Origin of the sequence: Pseudomonas sp. PB105, assembly GCF_009764655.1 — a bacterium.
GTDB lineage: Bacteria > Pseudomonadota > Gammaproteobacteria > Pseudomonadales > Pseudomonadaceae > Aquipseudomonas > Aquipseudomonas cyclaminis.
Genome location: NZ_RWIO01000043.1, coordinates 23,053 through 44,606, shown reverse-complemented (window position 1 = coordinate 44,606; position 21,554 = coordinate 23,053). Strand labels below are relative to the sequence as shown.

The 21,554-nt window shown below is 59.0% G+C and carries 26 protein-coding genes and 1 tRNA gene; 15 read left to right on the top strand and 12 right to left on the bottom strand.

Annotated elements, in window-relative coordinates; genetic code table 11:
* From EJD88_RS27205 to EJD88_RS11425, 3 genes are all read left to right on the top strand, one after another.
* Positions 1–1,277 (top strand): terminase large subunit domain-containing protein (locus EJD88_RS27205; protein ID WP_256673655.1); only part of this gene is annotated, 1,277 nt, incomplete at its 5' end.
* Positions 1,189–2,058, top strand: a complete 870-nt coding sequence (locus EJD88_RS11430; RefSeq protein ID WP_256674397.1) for a phage portal protein — start codon at positions 1,189–1,191, stop codon at positions 2,056–2,058. The genes EJD88_RS27205 and EJD88_RS11430, both read left to right, overlap by 89 nt.
* Positions 2,059–2,132: 74 nt before the next feature.
* Positions 2,133–2,390 carry an ogr/Delta-like zinc finger family protein gene (locus EJD88_RS11425; RefSeq protein ID WP_083221499.1) on the top strand — a complete coding sequence of 86 codons (258 nt, stop codon included), beginning with the start codon at positions 2,133–2,135 and terminating at the stop codon, positions 2,388–2,390.
* Between the two features lie 38 nt (positions 2,391–2,428).
* On the opposite strand, the gene EJD88_RS11420 is transcribed toward EJD88_RS11425, so the two are convergent.
* Entirely contained in the window at positions 2,429–2,614 is a 186-nt protein-coding gene (locus tag EJD88_RS11420) for a hypothetical protein (protein WP_065909405.1), read from the bottom strand.
* 75 nt (positions 2,615–2,689) lie between these two features.
* The gene (locus tag EJD88_RS11415; RefSeq protein WP_158877988.1) at positions 2,690–3,040 is read right to left on the bottom strand and encodes a helix-turn-helix domain-containing protein; all 351 of its coding nucleotides are present in this window, start codon (positions 3,038–3,040) and stop codon (positions 2,690–2,692) included.
* 84 nt (positions 3,041–3,124) lie between these two features.
* On the opposite strand from EJD88_RS11415, the gene EJD88_RS11410 reads away from it, so the two are divergent.
* The 8 genes from EJD88_RS11410 (at position 3,125) to EJD88_RS11375 (ending at position 9,397) form a co-directional block, all read left to right on the top strand.
* Complete coding sequence (locus EJD88_RS11410; RefSeq protein ID WP_158877987.1) at positions 3,125–3,337, top strand: DNA-binding protein; 213 nt, start codon at positions 3,125–3,127, stop codon at positions 3,335–3,337.
* 29 nt (positions 3,338–3,366) lie between these two features.
* Positions 3,367–3,846 carry a YmfL family putative regulatory protein gene (locus tag EJD88_RS11405; RefSeq protein WP_305982007.1) on the top strand — a complete coding sequence of 160 codons (480 nt, stop codon included), beginning with the start codon at positions 3,367–3,369 and terminating at the stop codon, positions 3,844–3,846.
* Positions 3,843–4,208, top strand: a complete 366-nt coding sequence (locus EJD88_RS11400) for a hypothetical protein (protein ID WP_158877985.1) — start codon at positions 3,843–3,845, stop codon at positions 4,206–4,208. Before EJD88_RS11405 ends, EJD88_RS11400 begins: the two co-directional genes overlap by 4 nt.
* A gap of 74 nt (positions 4,209–4,282) precedes the next feature.
* Complete coding sequence (locus EJD88_RS11395; protein ID WP_158877984.1) at positions 4,283–4,516, top strand: hypothetical protein; 234 nt, start codon at positions 4,283–4,285, stop codon at positions 4,514–4,516.
* A 4-nt stretch (positions 4,517–4,520) separates the two neighbouring features.
* Complete coding sequence (locus EJD88_RS11390; RefSeq protein WP_158877983.1) at positions 4,521–7,319, top strand: toprim domain-containing protein; 2,799 nt, start codon at positions 4,521–4,523, stop codon at positions 7,317–7,319.
* A 15-nt stretch (positions 7,320–7,334) separates the two neighbouring features.
* Entirely contained in the window at positions 7,335–7,628 is a 294-nt protein-coding gene (locus EJD88_RS11385; protein ID WP_158877982.1) for a hypothetical protein, read from the top strand.
* 66 nt (positions 7,629–7,694) lie between these two features.
* Positions 7,695–7,955: a hypothetical protein gene (locus EJD88_RS11380; RefSeq protein WP_158877981.1), complete on the top strand. Its 261-nt coding sequence runs from the start codon at positions 7,695–7,697 to the stop codon at positions 7,953–7,955.
* 257 nt (positions 7,956–8,212) lie between these two features.
* Positions 8,213–9,397, top strand: a complete 1,185-nt coding sequence (locus EJD88_RS11375; protein ID WP_158877980.1) for an Arm DNA-binding domain-containing protein — start codon at positions 8,213–8,215, stop codon at positions 9,395–9,397.
* Here the strand turns inward: EJD88_RS11375 and EJD88_RS11370 are convergent.
* From EJD88_RS11370 to EJD88_RS11350, 5 genes are all read right to left on the bottom strand, one after another.
* Complete coding sequence (locus tag EJD88_RS11370) at positions 9,381–9,620, bottom strand: hypothetical protein (RefSeq protein WP_158877979.1); 240 nt, start codon at positions 9,618–9,620, stop codon at positions 9,381–9,383. The genes EJD88_RS11375 and EJD88_RS11370 overlap by 17 nt on opposite strands.
* 2 nt (positions 9,621–9,622) lie before the next feature.
* Positions 9,623–9,913, bottom strand: a complete 291-nt coding sequence (locus tag EJD88_RS11365) for a hypothetical protein (protein WP_158877978.1) — start codon at positions 9,911–9,913, stop codon at positions 9,623–9,625.
* 155 nt (positions 9,914–10,068) lie between these two features.
* Complete coding sequence (locus EJD88_RS11360; RefSeq protein WP_158877977.1) at positions 10,069–10,275, bottom strand: hypothetical protein; 207 nt, start codon at positions 10,273–10,275, stop codon at positions 10,069–10,071.
* A 101-nt stretch (positions 10,276–10,376) separates the two neighbouring features.
* Entirely contained in the window at positions 10,377–10,538 is a 162-nt protein-coding gene (locus EJD88_RS11355) for a hypothetical protein (protein ID WP_158877976.1), read from the bottom strand.
* Between the two features lie 266 nt (positions 10,539–10,804).
* A tRNA-Ser gene (locus tag EJD88_RS11350) sits at positions 10,805–10,894 on the bottom strand.
* Between the two features lie 319 nt (positions 10,895–11,213).
* Between EJD88_RS11350 and EJD88_RS11345 the strand changes: the two genes are divergently transcribed.
* The 3 genes from EJD88_RS11345 (at position 11,214) to EJD88_RS11335 (ending at position 13,954) form a co-directional block, all read left to right on the top strand.
* Complete coding sequence (locus EJD88_RS11345; protein WP_032887461.1) at positions 11,214–11,906, top strand: crotonase/enoyl-CoA hydratase family protein; 693 nt, start codon at positions 11,214–11,216, stop codon at positions 11,904–11,906.
* Positions 11,907–12,118: 212 nt separating this feature from the next.
* Complete coding sequence (locus tag EJD88_RS11340; RefSeq protein ID WP_158877975.1) at positions 12,119–12,841, top strand: 1-acylglycerol-3-phosphate O-acyltransferase; 723 nt, start codon at positions 12,119–12,121, stop codon at positions 12,839–12,841.
* A gap of 141 nt (positions 12,842–12,982) precedes the next feature.
* The gene (locus EJD88_RS11335) at positions 12,983–13,954 is read left to right on the top strand and encodes a magnesium and cobalt transport protein CorA (protein WP_099582735.1); all 972 of its coding nucleotides are present in this window, start codon (positions 12,983–12,985) and stop codon (positions 13,952–13,954) included.
* On the opposite strand, the gene EJD88_RS11330 is transcribed toward EJD88_RS11335, so the two are convergent.
* From EJD88_RS11330 to EJD88_RS11320, 3 genes are all read right to left on the bottom strand, one after another.
* Positions 13,951–14,664: an amidotransferase gene (locus tag EJD88_RS11330; RefSeq protein WP_158877974.1), complete on the bottom strand. Its 714-nt coding sequence runs from the start codon at positions 14,662–14,664 to the stop codon at positions 13,951–13,953. The two genes, EJD88_RS11335 and EJD88_RS11330, sit on opposite strands and share 4 nt — an antisense overlap.
* Positions 14,665–14,748: 84 nt before the next feature.
* Entirely contained in the window at positions 14,749–16,896 is a 2,148-nt protein-coding gene (locus tag EJD88_RS11325; protein WP_158877973.1) for a 3-hydroxyacyl-CoA dehydrogenase NAD-binding domain-containing protein, read from the bottom strand.
* A gap of 16 nt (positions 16,897–16,912) precedes the next feature.
* Complete coding sequence (locus tag EJD88_RS11320; RefSeq protein ID WP_158877972.1) at positions 16,913–18,118, bottom strand: acetyl-CoA C-acetyltransferase; 1,206 nt, start codon at positions 18,116–18,118, stop codon at positions 16,913–16,915.
* 641 nt (positions 18,119–18,759) lie between these two features.
* On the opposite strand from EJD88_RS11320, the gene EJD88_RS11315 reads away from it, so the two are divergent.
* A complete protein-coding gene (locus EJD88_RS11315; RefSeq protein ID WP_158877971.1) occupies positions 18,760–19,566 on the top strand; it encodes a cytochrome c in 807 nt (268 codons plus the stop codon).
* 234 nt (positions 19,567–19,800) lie between these two features.
* Here the strand turns inward: EJD88_RS11315 and EJD88_RS11310 are convergent, their stop codons facing one another.
* Together EJD88_RS11310 and EJD88_RS11305 are read right to left on the bottom strand one after the other, a co-directional pair.
* The gene (locus EJD88_RS11310) at positions 19,801–20,604 is read right to left on the bottom strand and encodes a transglutaminase family protein (protein WP_099582740.1); all 804 of its coding nucleotides are present in this window, start codon (positions 20,602–20,604) and stop codon (positions 19,801–19,803) included.
* Positions 20,601–21,551 (bottom strand): alpha-E domain-containing protein, encoded by a 951-nt coding sequence (locus EJD88_RS11305; protein ID WP_065909369.1) that lies wholly within the window; start codon positions 21,549–21,551, stop codon positions 20,601–20,603. The genes EJD88_RS11310 and EJD88_RS11305 overlap by 4 nt, the downstream gene beginning before the upstream one ends.
* Between the last annotated feature and the right edge of the window lie 3 nt (positions 21,552–21,554).

The following is a 21,554-nucleotide window of genomic DNA, read 5'->3' as shown; positions in this document are numbered from 1 at the left end:
ACCATGGCCATGTGTACGTGGATGAGTACTTCTGGATCCGCGACTTCGAAAAACTCAGCACCGTGGCCAGCGCCATGGGCACCCACAAGAAGTGGCGCAAAACCTACTTCTCGACGCCCAGCGCGGTGTCGCACCAGGCGTACCCATTCTGGTCGGGCGAGGAATTCCGCAACAGCAAGCGCGGCAAGAAAGCCGGCGGCACCTGGCCCACCGAGGCGTCCTACACCCAGGGCGCGCTGTGCCCCGATGGCCAATGGCGCAAGACCATTACCATCCAGGACGCGATCGATGGCGGCTGCGATCTGTTCGACATCGAGCAGCTGCAGCTGGAGTACGACGAAGACAAATTCCAGCAGCTGTTCTACTGCAAGTTCATCGACAGCAGCCAGAGCGCGTTCGGCCTCAAGGACCTGGAGCGCTGCTACTCCGACCTGTCGTTGTGGGAGGACTACAACCCCGAACTGGACCGGCCTTTCGGCAACAGTCCGGTGTGGCTTGGCTACGATCCGAGCCGCACCCGCGACGACGCCACGTGCGTGGTGGTCGCCCCGCCACTGGAACCTGGGGCGAAATTCCGCATCCTGGAGAAGCACAGCTGGCGGGGGCATTCGTTCAACTACCAGGCCGCCCAGGTCAAAAAGCTCACCGAGCGTTTCAACGTCCAGCACATCGGTATCGACATCACCGGCGTGGGCTATGGCGTGTTCGACCTGGTGCGCGACTTTTACCCGAAAGCCACGCCGATCCATTACAGCCTTGAGACCAAAAACCTGCTGGTCCTCAAGGCCCAGGACACGATCCAGGGAAGCCGCATCGAATGGGACGCCGGTTGGACCGACATCGCCCAGGCGTTCCTGACCATCAAGCGCGGCACCACCACCAGCGGCCAAGTGACCTATAGCGCTTCGCGCACCGACGCCACCGGTCACGCCGATATTGCCTGGTCGATCATGCACGCCCTGTTCAATGAACCCCTCAACACCAACAAGCGGCGCCGTAGCCGCTACGTCACGAGCGGAACCAATGCCCAAGCCTCGACACAAAAAGCCCCAAGCCAGCCAACAAGCGCGACAGCCGCAGCCCATGCGGGCGTTCACCTTCGGGGAACCCGAACAGGTGCTGTCCGGCAACATCGGCGAGTACCTGGGGGTGTTCCTCAGCGACGACGGCGAAATCTACAAGCCGCCGGTGTCGCGGGCAGGCCTGGCCAAGCTGCTGCGCGCCAACGCGCACCACGGCGCCATTCCCAAGTTCAAACGCAACCTGCTGCTGCGTGAATTCATCCCGTCCGAGGGCTGCAGCACCCAGACAATGGGCCGGGCCAGCCTCGACTACATGGTGTTTGGAGAGGCGTATTTTTACCGCGACACCAATGCCTTCGGTGAAGTGCTGGAGATGCAGCACCTGCCGGCCATCAACATGCGGGTGAAGGTCGACGGCGGGTTTCGGATGCTGCTGCCGGACAGCAAGTTCATGGACTTCAACCAGGACGAAATCGAACACGTCCTGGACTACGACGTAGAACAGAACATCTACGGCGTACCCGACTACCTGGGCGGCCTGCAGGCGCTATTGCTCAACGAAGCCGCGACCCTGTTCCGCCGTCGCTACTACAGCAACGGCGCGCACGCGGGATACATCTTCTACACCAACGACCCGGACTTGACCGAGGAAGACGAGGACAACTTGCGCGCACAGATCAGTGCCAGCAAGGGCGTGGGCAACTTCCGTTCGATGTTCGTCAACATTCCCAACGGTAAGGAAAACGCGATCCAGATCATTCCCGTGGGGGACTTCCAGGCCAAGGACGAGCTGGAGAAGGTGAAGAACATCACCCGAAACGACGTGATCGCCGCTTGGCGAATGAACCCTGCCCTGGCCGGAATCATCCCGGAAAACAACGGGGGGTTTGGCGACATCGAGAAGATCGATCGCGTGTACACCAGCAACGAGATCAGGCCGATTTGCCAGTTGTTCAACCAGGTGAATGACGCCCTTCGGAGAGACAGGCAAATCAACTGGAGAGAGCCGACCTTAGCAGCGGAAAGCGCTAACTGATATTTCAAAGATAGAGAAAAATCCTGCACCACATGCGAACATAGTGGCAGTTTGCTGCACCCTGGGGAGGGAATATGAGAGTTACTTGTAAATGCGGACACAAAGGCCGAATTGCATCACGTGAGGTGCTATCTGCCGATTTCGCGAAACTGTATTGCCAGTGCCTCGACGCAAAGTGTGGGCACAGTTGGGTGGCAAATCTCACGTTCTCACACACGCTCAGCCCGTCAGCACAGACGTTCGACAGGCTGCTGATTGATCGGCTTCGAGACATGCCCAGGGCACAACAGCGGGAGCTGTTTGAAAAACTTGGATCGCAGGCAGTCGCATGATGCAAACCGCCGACAACACTATGCCGGCGGCCCAGAAATCAATCGTCGTCGGACTGGTCCGGGTTGCTTATCAGCGCTTCGGTCAGCCGGCGCAATTGTTCCTGGTCACGGGGGCTCAACTGGCGATAGAAGCCGATCAGGCGACGTTCGATATGCGAAAGCTCATGGCACGCCGAAGCTGCAATTTCAACGTAACCGGCTTCGGCGTTTGTGCGATCCAACATGCTTACCACTCCATAAAATGCATTGCTGACGCATTGATATGGGGGCAAGCCAAAGGCATGACTGAAACAACGTGCTCAAGACGACCCTTTCACCGCCTCATCCGCCATGGCTTTTACAAAGCGTCGAATGGCTCGCTGATCATCCGCCGGGATGCTGCGGTACTGCTGAAGGATCCTGTCCTCCACTTCATCCAGCGAATCCAGCGCCAATGTAGTGCGCTGACCCGTGAGGATGTATGGCACGTCGAAATTGAACTGAACAGCAACATTGCTCAGATACGAAGCCGTAGCGTCACTCGATCCAGATTCATAGTTCGCCTGCGTCCGCTTAGAAATACCCAACGCTTCCGCAAGTTGATTTTGTGTCATGCCGCACCGCTTCCGTTCTTCTTGCAGCCGAGAACCTATCTCTTCAGAAAGATGCACTTATTTTCATCCCTACTCTTTACAAGTGCACTTAAGTGCATCATTGTGCATCTCACACCACATGAAACTGCACGGATCTGCACTATGCCGAACACACGCATCACCGAGCAAGCACGCATACAGGCGCGGGAAGCATTAGAAAAACGTGGCCAGTCAGCAAAAGACTTTGCGACGGAACACGATCTGAACCCCAGTACCGTGTACGCGGTGCTGAGCGGCCAAAGCCAATGTCGACGTGGGGAGGCACATCGCGCCGCCGTTCTGCTCGGCATCAAAGACGGCGTGATTGCACAGTAATGGCCGGCACACTGAGGGAACAGCAGAAAATGGAAAGCCAGGTTCTAAAAACACGTCGCGAAGTTGTCAGTGCAATTATCTGCACCTTCGAAGGTGGCCGCGAACGCGCCGCCGCCAGGATCGGTCTGCCGCTCAAGAAGTTTGATAACCACGCCTATGAGAACAACAACTGCCGTCCATTGACCGATGTGCAGATCTGCCAGCTTGAGCAAGTCACCGGCACCCAGCACTTCGCCAACTACGTAGCGGCAATGTACGGCGGCATGTTCGTGCCGATGGCTCATCCTGAGAACCTGGACAACGTGGAGATGTATGCACGGGCTATGCAGAGTTCGGCCAAACAGGGAACGGTCGATCAGGCCATTGCGCAGGCGCTCGAGGACGGTGTGATCACCGACGCCGAAGCCGAGCTGATACAGAGCGCTCACACACTGCACTTGGCGGCACGGACCGCTGAAGTCTATGCAGCCATTGATCTCTACCGCGCCAAATCAGGGAAAGCAAAATGAATGCTCAAACCAACACCCTGGACTATCAGGAATGCATGCAGAACGCCGCGCTGGCTTTCCTTGAGCGCCATCAAGCCGAACACCTGGGCGACCTGTCGACGCTTCTCAACAGAACCATTCAACACCTGGTTACCAGCCTCGACGTGACGGAATCGGTTGCAATCAAACTGGTCTCCCTTGCCCATATCGAGTTGGTGGAAATCGCCCTTCGCCAGCGCCTCGATCTGGACTACAGCAGCGATACCGTTGTGGTGATCAAGGATCCAATCAAAGGATTTTGCTGGTCCGTCCCCGTCAGCCTCATCTATGAACGCATCCTGAACGCCCCTGACAACATGCGTTTGCGCTCCGCCAACTCGTAACACCCAACCCAACCAATCGCCGGCCCCACGTCCCGTGGGTTTGGGTGAGCTGCGCCCGAAATCGAGGTTTAACGATGACAAACGCCGTAATTGTCACCACCCAACTGCCCCCGGCCGAGGCCGAAGCGTTGCTGGCCAACCTGCGCGAACAGTATCGCTTAAGCCTCAACGAGCACTGGTATGACGACCAATTCCGCTTTGTTGCGGACGGTCTGCGCCACGGCGCAATTCTCGCCCATGTCCCGGTAATGGCTGCGCAAAAACGCCTCATGGCAGCCCTGTCCTACAGCCTCAAAGCAGTGAAGTAACCCCATGAAAGAAGATCTTCGCCACGACGTGTTGCAACGCCTCCAGTCCGACTTCGGGCTCAAGCACCGCACGGGCACCGACTACATGCGCGGCGGCACCTGCCCCAAGTGCAAAAAGAAAGAGCTGTATTCCCGTTTTGACACGCCATGGATGGTTATTTGTGGTCGCCCTGAAAAGTGTGGCCACACCCTGCACGTGAAAGAGCTGTACGACGATCTGTTTGAAGATTGGAGCAAACGTGCGCCGGCAACAGACCAACATCCCAACGCCACTGCACGCGCTTACCTGGAGTTCGCCCGAGGCTTTCGGTTTGAGCTGATTCAGGGATGGTTCACCCAGGAGACGTTCTATTCCGTTGAGCACAACGCCGGCAGCGCCACCGTGCGGTTCGCCCTGGAGAAAGGTGGCTGGTGGGAACGTCTGATCGATCAGCCGCACCGCTTTGGCAAGATGAAGGCCCGCTTCAAATCGAAGGACAGCTATCGCGGCGTCTGGTGGTGTCCGCCTTGCATCGATCTGCTTGAAGCCAAGGAGATCTGGATTGTCGAAGGGATCTTCGACGCCATCGCCCTGGTGCACCACGACATCGCAGCCGTGTCTGCAATGTCCTCCAACGCATTCCCTGGGGACTCGCTCAAGGCACTGATTAAAACCCGGGAAGGCGGGAAGCTGCCCAAGCTGGTTTGGGCTTTGGATAACGAGCCAAGCGCAAACGCCTACACCAGGCGTTGGGTTCGCGAAGCACGTGCCCTGGGCTTCGTCTGCGAGTCAGCGCAGATCCCGCAACGCGACGGTCGCAAGTCAGATTGGAACGACCTTCATCAGCGCTGGAGCTTCATCCAGGACGAAACCAAACGCGCCGACCAGATCGCCACCGACCTAAAGCAGGCCCGCCACCAGGGGGCGCTGCTGCTGGCCGAAAGCGCGGCGGAAAAGGCCTTGCTCATGTACGACTGGAACAAGCGCGGGGAATTCCACCTGGGCTTCGGCAGCCGCCTGTACTGGTTCAAGTTGGACATGGAGAAATTCAACCGAGCCATGTCTGACATCGAGGACAGCGAGAACCACGACGATCAGTTGCTGAACCAGGCCCAACAGCGAGAAAAAGCGCTGCAGCAATCCGGCAGCGTCGTGGAGATCGCCAACTGCTATCCCCAGGCGCTGTACTTCCAACGTAACGAAGTCACAGACGAGTCCTGGTACTACATACGAGTGGACTTCCCCCACGACTCCGAAAGCGTGAAAAACACCTTCACCAGCGGCCAGTTGTCGGCCGCGAGCGAGTTCAAAAAGCGACTGCTCGGAATGGCGGCAGGCGCCATGTTCACAGGCAGTGGCCAGCAGCTCGACAAACTCATGAAAGACCAGCTGTACGGCATCAAAACAGTCTCAACGATCGACTACGTGGGATACAGCAAGGAATACGCCTGCTACGTCTACGGTGACATCGCGATCAAGGACGGCACCACCTACAAGGTCAATAGCGAAGACTATTTCGAGTTCGGCAAGCTGCGCCTGAAGACCTTGCAGAAAGGCGTCCCGATCAAACTACAGCGCGAAGCGAAAGGCTTTGACGAGAAGTGGGTGCAGTTGCTGTGGACATGCTTCGGCGCCCAGGGCTTCGTCGCGCTGGTGTTCTTTTTTGGTTCGCTGTTCTGCGAACAGATCCGCGCCCGCTATCAGTCCTTCCCTTTTCTAGAAGCCACAGGCGAGGCCGGCGCCGGCAAAACTACCCTTTTGAACCTCCTTTGGAAACTACTCGGCCGCGAAGGCTATGAAGGCTTCGACCCGATGAAATCCACAAAGGCTGGGCGCTCTCGACTGATGGGGCAGGTTTCCGGCATGCCTGTGGTGTTCCTGGAAGCCGATCGCCACGGCGATGATCGGGCCCACGCCAAAACCTTCGAATGGGACGAGCTAAAAGACTTCTTCGGCGGCGGCACCCTGGCCACGAAAGGGGTCAAGACGGCAGGTAACGAGACGTACGAGCCACCCTTCCGGGGAACGATCGCAATCAGCCAGAACGCGGCCGTGGTGGCCCACGAAGCAATCATGACGCGCATCGTGAAGCTGCACTTTGTACGCCCTATCGTCACACCGGAGAGCCGCGCAGCGGCTGATCAACTCAACGCCCTGGACGGCGGCACCCTCAGCCACTTCCTGTTGCGGGCCGTGAGCAAAGAATCCGCGGTGCTTGAGCTGTTCGCCCAGCGTATGCCCGAACACGAATCGAAGCTGCGACGTTTGCACACCCATTGCTTCGCCTGCGGCACGGCCTATACCAGCGATCAGGGCAACTGCGCCAGCTGCGGCTATGACCTGCGCGGCTACATCCGCGTGGAGCGCATCAGCAAGAACCACGCGCAAATGCTCTCGCTCCTGGACGCTATTCGCCTGGTGCTGAAATTGAGTGACCCCCAGGTCGCTGCCACCCAGCGCCAAATCGTGCGGATGGCCATCGAGCGCCAGGCGTCGATCAGCTCTGACCATGCCGCCGTGGCCGAGTTTTGGGAAGTCTACGACTACCTCGAATCCTTGAGCGAAGACCCAGTGGTTGACCACAGCACCGACCCTGCAGTGATCGCCATCAACCTCAATGAGTTTTGCGAGCGTGCCGCCGAACACAAGCAGAAGTTGGCCGACGTGGCCACCTTGCGCGACCTGCTCAAAGAGTCGCGTTCCCACAAGTTTCTCGACAGCAACAAGGCCGTTCACAGCGCTGTACGTGCCGCATTCAACAACCGCAACCCGTGTTCACAACCCCGGCCGACCACAGTGAAGTGCTGGACATTCAAGGCGTAAAGGAGAGCAAGACCAATGCAAATCCAAGTGTTTATGGGCAGTGCCGGCGACGGCAGTACCAGCAAGCTGCAGGCCGTGCAGGACCGCCTGGACTTCGTAGGCGTGAGCGCACCGATCATTCAGGCAGGTGCCTATGGGGAAGATGGCTTGCTGGAAATTCTGGAAGTTCGGGCCGCCGGTGGCCAGCGTGAAATCCTGGTGGACGACTGCAGCCGGCAACAGATTTTGAGGGTTTTGGAATGGCAGTCATGCAGTGAACATGAGCCGAATTTTGAAGGCCTGGTGATCCACCTGGCGCGTAAGGACTGACCTTTTAAAAAGCAGTGTCGAGGAGTTGCAGCTCCCCGACACCCGACCACTACTGAGGACTAAAGCATGCAAGCACAGACCCAAAGCAGCAGCGGCACGAAGGCTACCACACCGGCGCGACACCTGGTGGCCACCGCGATTATCGGCGCGGCCGTCATCGGCTACCTGGTGCACAAAACCCCTGAGGCACGCACCCGCCTCGAAAGCCTCAGCCAGATGGCCAGCACCCTGGGCGAACTGAGTGCAACCGATGCGGCCGTGGTTGCCCGCCTGCTCGCCAACCCACAAACCCGGGGGGGCACGCATCATGTCCAACCGCTTCGATAGGACGCCGGCGCGGCGCTTTCCCTGGAACATCGACTACACCAGCCTTTGTGACCAATGCGGCCGATGGCGAGCCCAGGGCAACCACCTGAAATGCAGCCGGCAGCGCCAGCTGCAGAACGCTCACCTACGCAACCAAAAGCCTAAACGGTAAGCCACGTCCACCAGAAGATGCGCTACCAGATACTTGGCCCGGAAACGGGCCTTTTTGTTTCCGATCGTCAAACTGTCGTTACACGAGCACAGTGTTAGGGGTTTACATGAGTGGGGTCGAAGCTCGCGGTAATTCCGTGAGAATCTATTTTCAGTACGACGGCGAAAAATGCCGCGAATCCATACCAGGAGGCAACAAACCGGCCACGGTGGCCCAGGCAAAGCGCTTGCTCGCCATCATCGAATACGAGATCGATTCCGGCACCTTTGACTACGCCCGTCACTTTCCCAACTCGGCCAGGCTGGTGGAAAACACCTTTGGTCACTACCTGGACCTGTGGTTGCGAATCAAGGCCAACAGTGTGGCGGCTTCAAGCTATCGCGGCTACGCCAACAAGGCCGAGGTGCATGTGCGGCCGCGCTGGGGCAAGGTGCAGATCAACGCGATCGATCACCTGGACCTGCAGGAATGGATTCAGGGCACGCTGTCCAAAACCCTAAAAAACAAGACCATCCGCGACATCATCAGCAACGTGCGCCAGGTATTCCGGCTTTACCGCACCCGGATGAAGGTCGCCCATGATCCCACCGAGGGCTTGATGGTGCGGCTGCCCGATCCAGAAGCACCGGACCCCTTTACCCGCGCGGAAATCAAGCAGATCCTGGAAACCCCGACCAACCGCACCCACGAGTTGCTGATGGTGCAGTTCATGTTGTGGGCTGGGCCGCGTGTGTCTGAAACCATCGCGTTGGCGTGGGAAGACGTCGACCTGGAACAAGGCACGGTGACCTTTCGCCGATCCAAGGTACGCGGCGCCTATCGCGTCACGAAAACCCGACGTTCGATGCGCAAGGTTCGTCTACTAGCTCCCGCCTGGGACGCGCTACGCAAGATCGATGCGCTGTCGCGAAAGCGAAAAGCGGAAACCGTGGAGATCGTTGAGCGCGACAACAAGACGGTCCGCAAGCACACGCTGCACTTCGTATTCCTGAACACGAAAAGCGGCTTGCCGCATGCGAACGACTTCGTGGTACGTGACCGGTTCTTCAAGGCGCACTTGCTTGCGGCGGGGGTTCGATACCGTGGGCCTGGTCAGTGCCGGCATACCTACGCCAGTCAGTTGCTGACCACGGGTATTGCCTCAATCGATTGGATCGCCGAACAGATGGGGCACACCAATGGGAATATGATCCGTCAGCACTATGGCACGTGGATCAACGAAGACGGGCCGGACGTAGTAGGCATGCTGCAGCTGGCCTTGAAGCTTTCCCCTCTCAGAGCTCCACATTAAACCCACGTAATCCCACCGCATCGGCAAAGCGTCCTACAGCCGTCAGGCTGGCCCAGGTGCGCAGCGCCTCACGGCGCGAGCGTACAGCCAACCAACGGCTGCCGGATCCGCCTAGACGGATAGCCAGCGTCCACTTCTCCTCTTGTCGGCTGACAAGCGCATCGCGTACCGCGCCGCCCTCGACCACGGCGCGCAGCGCTTCTTCTTGAATTCCGTTGTGCATAATTAACCGTGCTTTCTGACTCGATCGGTAAAGTCACTGACCTGCGCGGGCGTCAGGCAATTCAACTTACCGAATGTCACCAGGTGCTGGATCATCGCTTCTTGACTACCGGGTTCCTGAGAGACCATGCGCCGGCAGGTCTTCTCCAGGATCAACCGCGCCATCTGCGGGTTCTCAATCATCGTGGCATCGAAGGCCAGCGCGATGGCGGTGGCCAGCTCACCCAGGTCTGGGTCCTTGCGTTGCAGCGCCCTTAGCGCATTCATCTGCCGTGCGGTGATGGGTAGCGACACGTATCTCGTCCTTAGCGGTGATGCCCAGCCATTATCAGCGGTAATGGTAGACCAGACTCCCGGGGTCTGGTTTCCGCCAAGCGCAAAAAAGCCCGCCGGAGCGGGCCTTGTTGTGGGGTGCCATTGAACATAAGCGGTGTTATTGGTAACGCGCCCTACCCTGCGAATTCCTTGGTAGTCATATGCCCCAGGTACGAACAGGCCAACAACGTCGATTGCTGGCTGACCTGGGCGCCCTGCTTGGCCGCGGCGATATCAACCAACGTCACGCGCTGATGCTCAAAGCCATAATAAGCCGACGCATGCGCCGTCTGTGCACCGGATGACTCATAGAACGTGAAGCAGTAGTAATGCAATTTCATGCTGCGTACCTCTCCTTGGATGATGGCTTATTGTAAGCACAGCGGCAGAGGCGGTGGGGGTTCCTTTCCTGTTCAGTTCGTTATGAGTCACGCCTAGCTATTTAGTGCTGGGGGTACACCCATTCCTGAGTGCCCATCGGTCCCGCCACCAAAAACGGCGGGTGCGGCTTAGGCTGGGGTGGAGCTTGAGGAACTGCCGGCGCCGGGACTTTCTCCACGTCGGGCGTGAGCTGGGGTTTGTAGTCAAACTTAGGAAGTGCCATGGTCGTGCCCCCCTTGGGCGAGCGATGTCGAAGCGCCCACTCTACTGCGGGGTTGAGCGAGGCTTTGGGCGGGGTTTCCCATTTACTTTCAGACTTTCGAATTCGACGTGAAATCAATTATGCAGGCACGGTCCCCAAGCTGCAGCTTTTCGCACCAACATAGCGCACCAGTCCCATGGCGGTCCCATGGGGGCATTTTTTGGACGCCAAAAACCACAAACCCCCGACTTTCTCTAGGAAAATCAGGGGCTTGCGTTTTGTCAATTTGGCGGTGAAGGAGAGATTCGAACTCTCGATACAATTTCTTGTATACACACTTTCCAGGCGTGCTCCTTAAGCCACTCGGACACTTCACCGTATCTCGTCAAACAAGTTCAGTCTGTCGAGGCGCGCTAATGTAGTCGAAAGCCTTTCTGATGGCAAAGGTTTTTTTCAGAATTTTCATGCGGTTAGGCAGTTATGCAGGAATGGTCCCGGTACAGGGCGGTGATTGTGCCAATCTCGGGCAGGGTTTTGATGGTCTAGGCTGGGTGCTGTGCCCTGTTGCAGGCCATTTGCGACCGAGGATGCGGGAAAAGGCTGACTGGCCAGTCAGTCACGGCGCTTTACCGGGGCGGGCGTGGTGGGTAACGTCTGCTGCATTCTTCTATAACAAGTCCTACAAGGAACCGCGTCATGAGTGAGTTGATTGCCTACCACCTCGAAGACGGTATTGCGACCCTGACCCTGAGCAACGGCAAGGTGAATGCCATTTCTCCGGATGTGGTCAGTGCGTTTAATACGGCGCTGGATCAGGCCGAGAAAGATCGGGCAGTGGTGGTGATCACCGGGACGCCGGGGATTTTGTCGGGTGGTTATGATTTGAAGGTGATGACGGCAGGTCCTAAAGAGGCCATCGGCCTGGTGACGTCGGGCTCGACGTTGGCGCGCCGCCTGTTGTCGCACCCCTTCCCGGTGATTGTGGCGTGCCCTGGGCATGCGGTGGCCAAGGGCGCGTTCCTGTTGCTGTCGGCGGATTACCGGATTGGTGTGGAGGGCCCGTTCAGCATCGGCCTGAATGAAGTGGCGATCGGTATGACCATGCACCACGCCGGGATCGAGCTGGCGCGTGATCGCCTGCGCAAATCGGCGTTCCACCGCTCGGTGATCAATGCCGAGATGTTTGACCCGCAGGGCGCGTTGCAGGCTGGTTTCCTCGATAAGGTGGTGGCGCCTGAAGAGTTGCACGCGGCCGCACTGGAAGCGGCGCGCCAGTTGAAGAAGATCAATATGAACGCCCACAAGCACACTAAGCTGAAGGTGCGTAAGGCTCTGCTTGAAGCCTTGGACGATGCGATTATTCAGGATCAGGGGCACAACCTGAGCTAAATCCTACACCTGCCGTGCCAGAGCCCAACCTTGTGTCGGGCTTTTTCTTACACGTAAATCCGAAACGCCCTCAACCGCTCTAGCCAGCCAGTGTTGGCACATGTTGAAACATGCACTTAAACATCGCCTATCTCCGACCTCTACCCGGCTAATTGCCGAAGACAGTGCACATCCGTACACTGCGCCACCTTTTGTCCCGATAGGCCGTGTCGATGCTTTTTCTGCTGCGTATGTTGTTGATGAGCCTGCACTTTATGGTGGCGGGCGTGCTGGGGGTGCTGCTGGGTATCTGCCGGCCGTTCAACCCGGACAACAGTCGCCTGTGCGCGCGTTTATATGCACTGCCCGCAATGCGCATCTTGGGGCTGAACGTGAAGGCCGATGTCGACTCGTTGCGCAACAAGCCCGGCACCTGTGTGGTGATCGCCAACCACCAGTCCAACTATGACCTGTTCGTGGTCGGCAATGTGGTGCCCTACCGCACGGTGTGTATCGCGAAAAAGAGCCTGAAATGGGTGCCGTTGTTCGGCCAGTTGTTTTGGCTGGCGGGCAATGTGTTGATTGACCGCGGCAATGCGCACAAGGCGCGTCGTGCGATGTTGACCACCACCCATACGCTGCAACACAAAGACACGTCGATCTGGGTGTTCCCGGAAGGCACGCGCAATCTGGGCAAGGGCCTGCTGCCCTTCAAGAAAGGCGCGTTTCACATGGCGATTGCGGCGGGCGTACCCATCGTGCAGGTGTGCGTCAGCAATTATGTTGTCCATATGAAGCTCAATCGCTGGAACAGTGGTGATGTGCTCATACGTTCGTTGCCGCCAGTTCCTACAGCCGGGCTGACGGTGGATGACGTCCCGGCGTTGATGCAGGCGTGTCAGGCGCAGATGGATGAATGTATTTCGCAGATGGATCGCGAAGTGCAATCCGCCTGAACACCGTTGAGGCGCGCTTCGCACCCCAGCACGGGCCAGCTCGCTCGCCACACAAAGCGCACCGCAACGGCGGCTACAACGGAACGTCATTCAGGCTAAGCTGCCCAACATCTGTCCTCCTAACAAGAAGTGATCAGCACCATGGGTAGAGTTGTTGCGGCCGCCGTCTACAGCGCCGGTAAGAAAGTCACTGATATCACCCTTGATGAAGGCGCCGCCTGGGCCGCCAAGCCCGGGCACTTTGTGTGGATCGGCCTGGAAGAGCCCGACGCGCAGGAGCTGGCCAACCTGCAACGCCAGTTCAACCTGCATGAACTGGCCATCGAAGACGCGCTGGAAAAACACAGCCGCCCCAAGCTCGAAACTTTCGGCGATGCGCTGTTTATCGTCACCTACTCACCGGTGCGCGAGAACGGCAAGCTGGAGTTTATCGAGACCCATATCTTTGCCGGCAATGGCTACATCATTACCGCACGCAATGGGCATTCGGCGTCCTACGGCTTTGTGCGCCAACGCTGTGAGGCACGGCCACTGTTGTTGGAGCACGGGGAAGATTTCGTACTGTATGCGTTGCTGGATTTCGTCACCGAAAACTACCAGCCGGTCAGCGAGGCGATCCACGCCGAGATCGATGAACTGGAGCGCAACGTGCTGTGCAGCTCATTGAGCGAGCGCGATATCCAGAAGATCCATGGCCTGCGCCGCGATGTGCTGCGGCTCAAGCGCCATGTGGCGCCGATGGTGGAGATCAGCCAGGAGTTGCAGAAGCTGAGTTTCCCGTTTATCGACAAGAACATGCGCCCGTACTTCCGTGATGTGCAGATCCACGTGACCCGGCAGATGGAGGACCTCACCACCCTGCGCGACATCGCCAGCCAGACCATCGAGATCGGTGTATTGCTGGAGGCGTCGCGCCAGAGCGTGGTACAGCGCAAGTTCGCGGCATGGGCGGCGATCCTGGCATTCCCCACCGCGGTGGCAGGGATTTATGGGATGAACTTCCAGAACATGCCCGAGCTGCAATGGCACTACGGCTATTTTGCGGTACTCGGGTTTATCGCGGTGGGGTGCACCAGCCTGTGGGCCAGTTTCAAACGCTCGGGCTGGCTTTAGGCTTTGTGCGCGACAAAGCGCATCATCCATTCCGCCACGGTGGCGCCGTGGTGGTCGCGCTCCAGGCTGGCGACGCCGTTCGTGTAGACCGTTTCACCCAGGGTTGTCTGAAGAATCTCCAGCAGTTCGCGGGAATAATCGTGGATAAACTCCGGGTGGCCCTGGAAGCACAGCACCTGGTCGCCGATGTGGTAAGCGGCGAACGGGCAAAAATCGCTGGAAGCGATCACCGTGGCATTGTCCGGCAAGGTGGTGACCTGATCCTGATGACTGATCAGCAGCGTCAACTCGGGCACTTCAGGGCTCATCCACGGGGCCTTGGCGTCGAGTTTGTAGTCATGAATGCCCATGCCCCAGCCTTTGCTGGCGCGCTCGGTCTTGCCGCCCAGCAGCAATGCCAACAATTGATGGCCGAAGCAGATGCCGAGTAATTTGTCGCCACGTTCATAGCGCTTCAGCAGGTAGGTCCTGAGGGTCTGGATCCAAGGGTCGGCGCCGAAGGAGTCGGCCTTGCTGCCCGTCACGAGGTAGGCGTCAAACACCTCGTCGTCCGACGGGTATTCGCCCTGCACCACGTTGTAGACCACAAACTCGGCGGCAATCGGCTGCTTGGAGAACAGGCGCTTGAACATCTGCCCGTAACCTTGGTACTGATCGATCAAACCTGGACGCAGGATATCGGTTTCCAGGATGCAGACGCGTAGCGACATAAAAAATACCTGACACGGCGATGGGAATATTGAACACCCAGAGCCTGCCTTGAAACACCCCTTCAAGGCAAGCCCCTCCCTTGATCACCGAAACACTTCACCCCTCGCCGCTTTCTCCAGCAACAACACCGGCGGCGCAAACCGCTCACCGTACTGTTCAGCCAAGTAGCGCGCCCTGGCAATGAAATCATTCAAACCGTACTGATTGATAAACTGCAACGCGCCGCCGCTCCACGCCGCGAAACCAATCCCAAAGATAGAACCGACGTTGGCATCAGCCGTGGACATCAACACGCCCTCCTCCACGCAGCGCACGGTTTCGATGGCCTGGATAAACAGCAATCGGTCGCGCACATCCTGCGCTGAAATCCGCTGGCCGGGCCGTTCAAAGCGGTGTTTCAACTCAGGCCATAAGTACTTCTGCCCTCCTGCGGGGTATTCGTAAAAACCGCCTCCCGCCGCCTTGCCTGTGCGCTTGTACTCATTCACCAACAGATCGATAACCGCCGTTGCCGGATGCCCAGGCACCGACTTACCTTCGGCTTGCAGATCCTTCGCCGCCTGCTGTCGGATATGGCTCATCAGGCTGAGGGATACTTCATCGGAAACCGCCAGCGGCCCCACCGGCATACCGGCCTTGCGCGCCTCGGTCTCAATCATCGGCGCAGCCACACCTTCACCCAGCATGGCGATGCCCTCGTTGGTGAACGTGCCAAACACCCGCGACGTGAAAAAGCCGCGACTGTCGTTGACCACAATCGGAGTCTTCTTGATTTGCATGACGAAATCGAACCCTCGGGCCAGGGTTTCGTCCGAGGTCTGCGCGCCCTTGATGATTTCTACCAGGGGCATCTTGTCCACCGGGCTGAAGAAATGCAGGCCGATAAATCTGCCTTGATCCGGCACGGCCTTGGCCAGGCCGCTGATGGGCAAGGTGGAGGTATTGGAGGCGATTACCGCATCGGCGCCGACCACGCTCTGGGCGGCGGCTGACACGTTGGCCTTGAGTTCGCGGTCTTCAAAGACGGCCTCGATGATCAGGTCGCAGCCTGCCAAATCAGCATCCGAATCCGTAGGATAAATCCGCGCCAAAGTGGTTTCCCGCTGCTCGGCGGTCAATTGCCCACGGCCAACCTGCTTGTCCAGCAGCGCGGCCGAGTGAGCCTTGCCCTTCTCGGCGGCAGCAAGGTGGATGTCCTTGAGCACCACCTCGATCCCTGCGCAGGCGCTGACATAGGCGATTCCCGCCCCCATCATCCCGGCGCCCAGCACACCCACTTTACGAGTCACATAAGGTGCAAAGCCCTGGGGCCGCGAGCGGCCGGCGTTGATGTCATTGAGCTGGAACCAGAAGGTGCCGATCATGTTTTTCGCCACTTGCCCGGTGACCAGCTCGGTGAAGTAACGGGTTTCGATCAGGTGTGCGGTGTCGAAGTCCACCTGGGCGCCTTCAACGGCGGCACAGAGGATTTTCTCCGGGGCCGGGAAACAGCCGTTGGTTTTACTGCGCAGGATCGACGGCGCAATCGCCAGCATCTGCGCGACTTTTGGGTTCGAGGGTGTGCCGCCGGGAATCTGGTACGCCTTATTGTCCCAGGGTTGTTTAGCCTCTGGATTGCCGAGAATCCAGGCGCGGGACTTGGCCAGCAGCTCATCGCGGCCCACCGCCAACTCGTTGATCAACCCGGCCAGCAGCGCCTGTTGCGGCCGTACTTTTTTACCTTCCAGCAAATACGGCAGGGCTTTTTCCAATCCCAGCATGCGCACCATACGCACCACGCCACCGCCGCCCGGCAGCAAGCCCAGGGTGACTTCCGGCAAGCCAAGCTGCACCGATGTGTCGTCCAGCGCGACGCGGTAATGACACGCCAGGCAAATCTCCCAGCCGCCGCCCAGGGCTGCACCATTGATTGCAGCCACCACCGGCTTGCCGAGGGTTTCCAGGCGGCGCAGTTGTGCTTTGAGCAGCTGCACGTTGTCGTAGAAATCCTTGGCGTGGGCCTTGTCGACCTTGATCAGTTCATTGAGGTCACCGCCGGCGAAAAAGGTCTTCTTGGCCGAGGTGATAATTACACCGGCAATGTGGTCCTTTTCCGACTCCAGGCGCAGGACCGTGGCGGCCATGGCCTCGCGGTAAACACTGTTCATGGTGTTGGCGCTCTGGCCTGGCATGTCGAGGGTCAGCACCACGATCCGGTCCTGGCCTTTTTCGTAACGAATGGCATCGGTCATCAGAAATTCCTTAGGCTCAGAGGCGTTCGATAATCGTGGTGATGCCCATGCCACCGCCAACACACAGGGTGGCCAGGCCGTAGCGCTGCTGGCGCACTTCAAGCTCGTCGAGCAAGGTGCCAAGGATCGTGCAGCCCGTTGCCCCCAACGGATGGCCCATGGCGATGGAACCGCCGTTGACGTTGACCCGTGCGGCATCAATGCCCATGTCCTTGATGAACTTGAGCACCACTGAGGCAAAGGCTTCGTTGACCTCGAACAGATCGATGTCTTCCACGCGCAAACCGGCCTTGGCCAGGGCTTTTCGGGTGGCTGGCGCGGGGCCGGTGAGCATGATGGTGGGGTCAGTGCCGGTGACCGCCGTGGCGACAATGCGCGCCCGGGGTTGCAGGCCCAACTCGCGGCCCTTCGCTTCGGAGCCGATCAACATCAGTGCGGCGCCATCGACGATGCCGGAGCTGTTACCTGGAGTATGTACGTGGTTGATGCGCTCTACCTGGCTGTAGACCCGCAGTGCAGTAGCGTCGAAGCCCATCTGCCCCATCATCTCGAAGCTGGGCTTGAGCTTGCCCAGACCTTCAAGCGTCGAGTCGCCACGGATAAATTCGTCATGGCCCAGCAGCACAATCCCATTCTGGTCCTGCACTGCAATCAGCGACTTGCTGAAGGAACCGTCGGCACTGGCCCTGGCCGCTTTCTGCTGGGACTGTAGGGCAAAGGTATCGACGTCTTCGCGACTGAATCCCTCCAAGGTGGCGATCAGGTCCGCGCCGATGCCTTGGGGCGTGAAGTGACTGTGCAGATTGGTCTGCGGGTCCAGCACCCAGGCACCGCCATCACTGCCCATGGGCACGCGGGACATGGACTCCACACCGCCGACCACGACCAGATCCTCAAAGCCGGAGCGCACTTTCATCGCGCCCAGGTTGACTGCTTCCAGGCCCGAGGCGCAGAAACGGTTGACCTGTACGCCCGCGACGCTGACGGCCCAGTCCGCCACCAGAGCGGCCGTCTTGGCGATGTCCGCGCCTTGGTCGCCCACCGGGGTTACGCAGCCGAGCACGATGTCATCGACTTGCTGGGTATCGAGGTCGCTGCGTTGCGCCAACGCCGTGAGCAAACCCGCCACCAGGTTTACCGGCTTGACGCTGTGCAGGGCGCCGTCGGCCTTGCCCTTGCCTCGGGGCGTGCGGATCGCATCAAAGATCAAAGCTTGGGTCATGACATCCTCGAACCATTACGCAGTAGTGCCCTTACCTTAGGCCCGATTGACACGGTTTCAATGACGGATGCGCTCATTGCTTTTGACCCCCACGCTCGGACGAACGGTAGGTCCCTAAGCGCCGAAGCCGATTAATCGTTTTAGCTGTCTAGCCAAGGCATTGGCGCCAAGATGGCGTTCTGCCTCATGCGCTTTTAAGCAGAAATACTGATTAGCTGATATGAAATGGATCTAAGCCGCGAAGAACGAGGGCTCTAAGGTTCAATCAGTAAGAGGTTGCTGCCGGGTTTTGCTGGAGCAGCTGTAAGAAAAGTGACACGTCAAAGCGCCATACTGAAATAAAACGGCACGTATTTGACGCTCAGGAATAACAACAAAAGGCAGTCAGCCATGTTCAAGCACTCGAAAGTACGTCAGGCGGGACTTATTCTTTTCGCCACCACACTGATTCTGATCTTGCCCAACTTGACCAAGGTCATTGGGTAACCTCCTTATCCTCCGCATTTTTTGCATCAGGATTGCAGCTTTTGGCAGCACCTGCCGGGACTTCGTGCATAGCGACCCCGTTGCAGGGGCTGCCTTTTTACGGGCGTTTTTCCGGTATCGTGAGCCCTATCGCCACTTAACACGGGGCCTCTGTCTTGAAACCGATCATCGCACTCCTGGCCTTGCTGCTCGCCCTCCCCGCTGCTGCGGCGCAATTGACCATCGAGTTGGACCACAGCCGCAAGACCTGGCAGACCGCCGACTTGCTCAAACACCCGGATGCGCAGATGGTGCAAATCATCGATGACGTGTCCTACAAACGCAGCATGACCTATAGTGCAGTGCCGCTGGCGGTGCTCCTACCAGGCCTTACACCGCAGAGCCATCTGCAAGCGGTTGCCCTGGATGGCTTCGCTGCCGAACTCAGCGCCGCACCGCTGCTGGAACAGCACGGCGCCCGCGCCTGGCTTGCGGTGGAAGACCCCGCCCAACCGTGGCCCGCCCTGGGCGAAGGCAAACACAGCGCCGGGCCGTTTTACCTGGTGTGGACCGACCCGCAAGCCGGGCCTATCAGCCCTGAGCAGTGGCCGTTCCAAGTCTCGGCGATCAAACAATTAAAGACCGTGGCGGAGCGGTTTCCGGCGCTGTTGCCCGACCCGAAACTGGCAGCGAATGATCCCATCAACCAGGGCTTTGCACTGTTCCAGAAAAACTGCCTGGCCTGTCACCGCCTCAATGGCGCGGGCGATGCGCAGGTGGGTCCGGATCTGAATATTCCCTACAGCCCTACGGAATATTTCAGCGCAGATTTCCTCAAGCGCTATATCCGTGACCCACAGAGCTTGAGGCATTGGCCACAGGCGAAGATGCCAGCTTTCGCTGCCAGCGTGTTGCCTGACAGCGAGCTGGATTTATTGGTGGGCTATTTGAAGCATATGGCGAGCCGTAAGCAGCAGCCCTGAACCAAGTGAATTGGCTGGTTAGGTTGATGGTGAGCGAGCTTCTGTGGTGAGCGGGCTTGCCCCGCGCTGGGCTGCGAAGCAGCCCCAATAAAAGCAGAATGCGGTGTGCCAGACATTAGGCGGCGGATGGTTTTGGGGCTGCTTCGCACCCCAGCGCGGGGCAAGCCCGCTCACCACAAAAGCCCGTTCACCACAAAAGCCTGGTCACCACCGAAACCGCTATCAACTTGTCGCTTACTGCTGCTGTACGGACACCAGCGGCGTCGGCGCCACAAACACTTTGGCATGCATTTGCTCATGCCCGCCGCCACGGCGCATGCCTCGAACCGGGCACGCATCCAGGTAATCCAGGCCGACCGCCAGTTTGAGATGCCGCTCCGGGCGCGCCAGTTGGTTGGTCACGTCGAAGCTGTACCAGGCGTCATCCAGCCAGGCTTCGGCCCAGGCGTGGCTGGCCAGGTGCGTGCTGTCTTCGGTGTACAAATACCCCGACACATACCGCGCAGGAATCCCCAGGCTGCGCGCGCAGGCCAGGAACGCGTGGGTATGGTCCTGGCACACGCCCGCAGCACCAGCAAAGGCCTCGGCGGCGCAGGTGTCGACTTCGGTGACACCCGGCGTGTAGACCATCGCCTGGTGGAGCGCGTGCATCAGGTCGATCAACGCCGTGCGGTCGCGACGCTGGTGACAATGCTGCGCGGCAAAGCCACGCAAGGCTTCATCCGGCTCGGTCAGGCGGGTGCAACGCAGGAACGGGAACGCCGACTGACTCTCGTGCTCGGCCTCGCGTAATTCGTCGATATCCACCTGGCCACGGGCGCCGATGATGATGGCGTCGTGGGGTTCGTCCAGGGTCAGCACATGCAGGATGTTGCCGAAGGGGTCGACCTGGGCACGCACCGGGCGCGGCAGGTCGAGTTGCCAACTGAGTACATGCTGACGCTCGCTGTCATGGGGCGTCAGGCGCAGATACTGGATGCTGGCGCGCACCTGGTCGTCATAGTGGTAGGTGGTTTCGTGACTGATGGAGAGTCTCATGCAGCCTCCAGGTAGGAACTGTAGATGGCGTCGCCCAACTGGCGGACCAAGGGGATAAAGTCGGTCAGCCAGGCGTGCAGGCCTTCCTCAAGGATTTCATCGATGGCCGTAAAGCGCAGGCGGGCATCCATCTCGGCGGCCAAGCGCTGGGCCGGTCGACCGTTGAGGCCAGGCAGGCTGGCGAGGATCTGGTCGATTTCCTCGCTGCACGCCCGCAGTGAGCGCGGCACATCGGCGCGCAACAGCAGCAACTCCGCCACTTGCCGGGCGCCGGGAGCATCGCGATAAATCTCGGTATAGGCCTCGAACGACGACAACGCCCGCAGCAAGGCGCTCCATTGATAGTAAGCGTGGGCCGTGCCATCGGTGACGGCTTCGGCACGGTCGCCGGCCATTTCATAGCGCGCATCGAGTAACCGCAATGTGTTGTCGGCGCGCTCGATAAAGGTGCCCAGCCGAATGAAACGGAAAGCATCGTTACGCATGATGGTGCCGTAGGTCGCGCCCCGAAACAGATGGGAGCGTTCCTTGACCCACTCACAGAAGCGACTCATGCCATAGCGACTCAGGCCTTGCTGGGCGATATCGCGGATATCCAGCCAGGTGGCGTTGATGTTTTCCCACATGTCGGCGGTGATTCGCCCACGCACCGCGTGGGCACTGGCTCGCGCCGCGCCGAGGCAGCTATAGATGCTCGCCGGGTTGGCCGCGTCCAGGGCAAAGAAGTGCAGCAAGTGCTCAGCGTGCAATTCACCGTGGCGCTCGCGGTAATCCTCCAGGGTGCCGGTGATCAGCAGCGGCATGGCCAGTTCGTGCAAGCCATCGCCGCGCCCATCCTGAGGCATCAGCGACAGCGAATAGCTGACATCGAGCATGCGCGCGAGGTTTTCGGCGCGCTCCAGATAGCGCGACATCCAATACAAATCCGAGGCAGTTCTACTCAACATGGC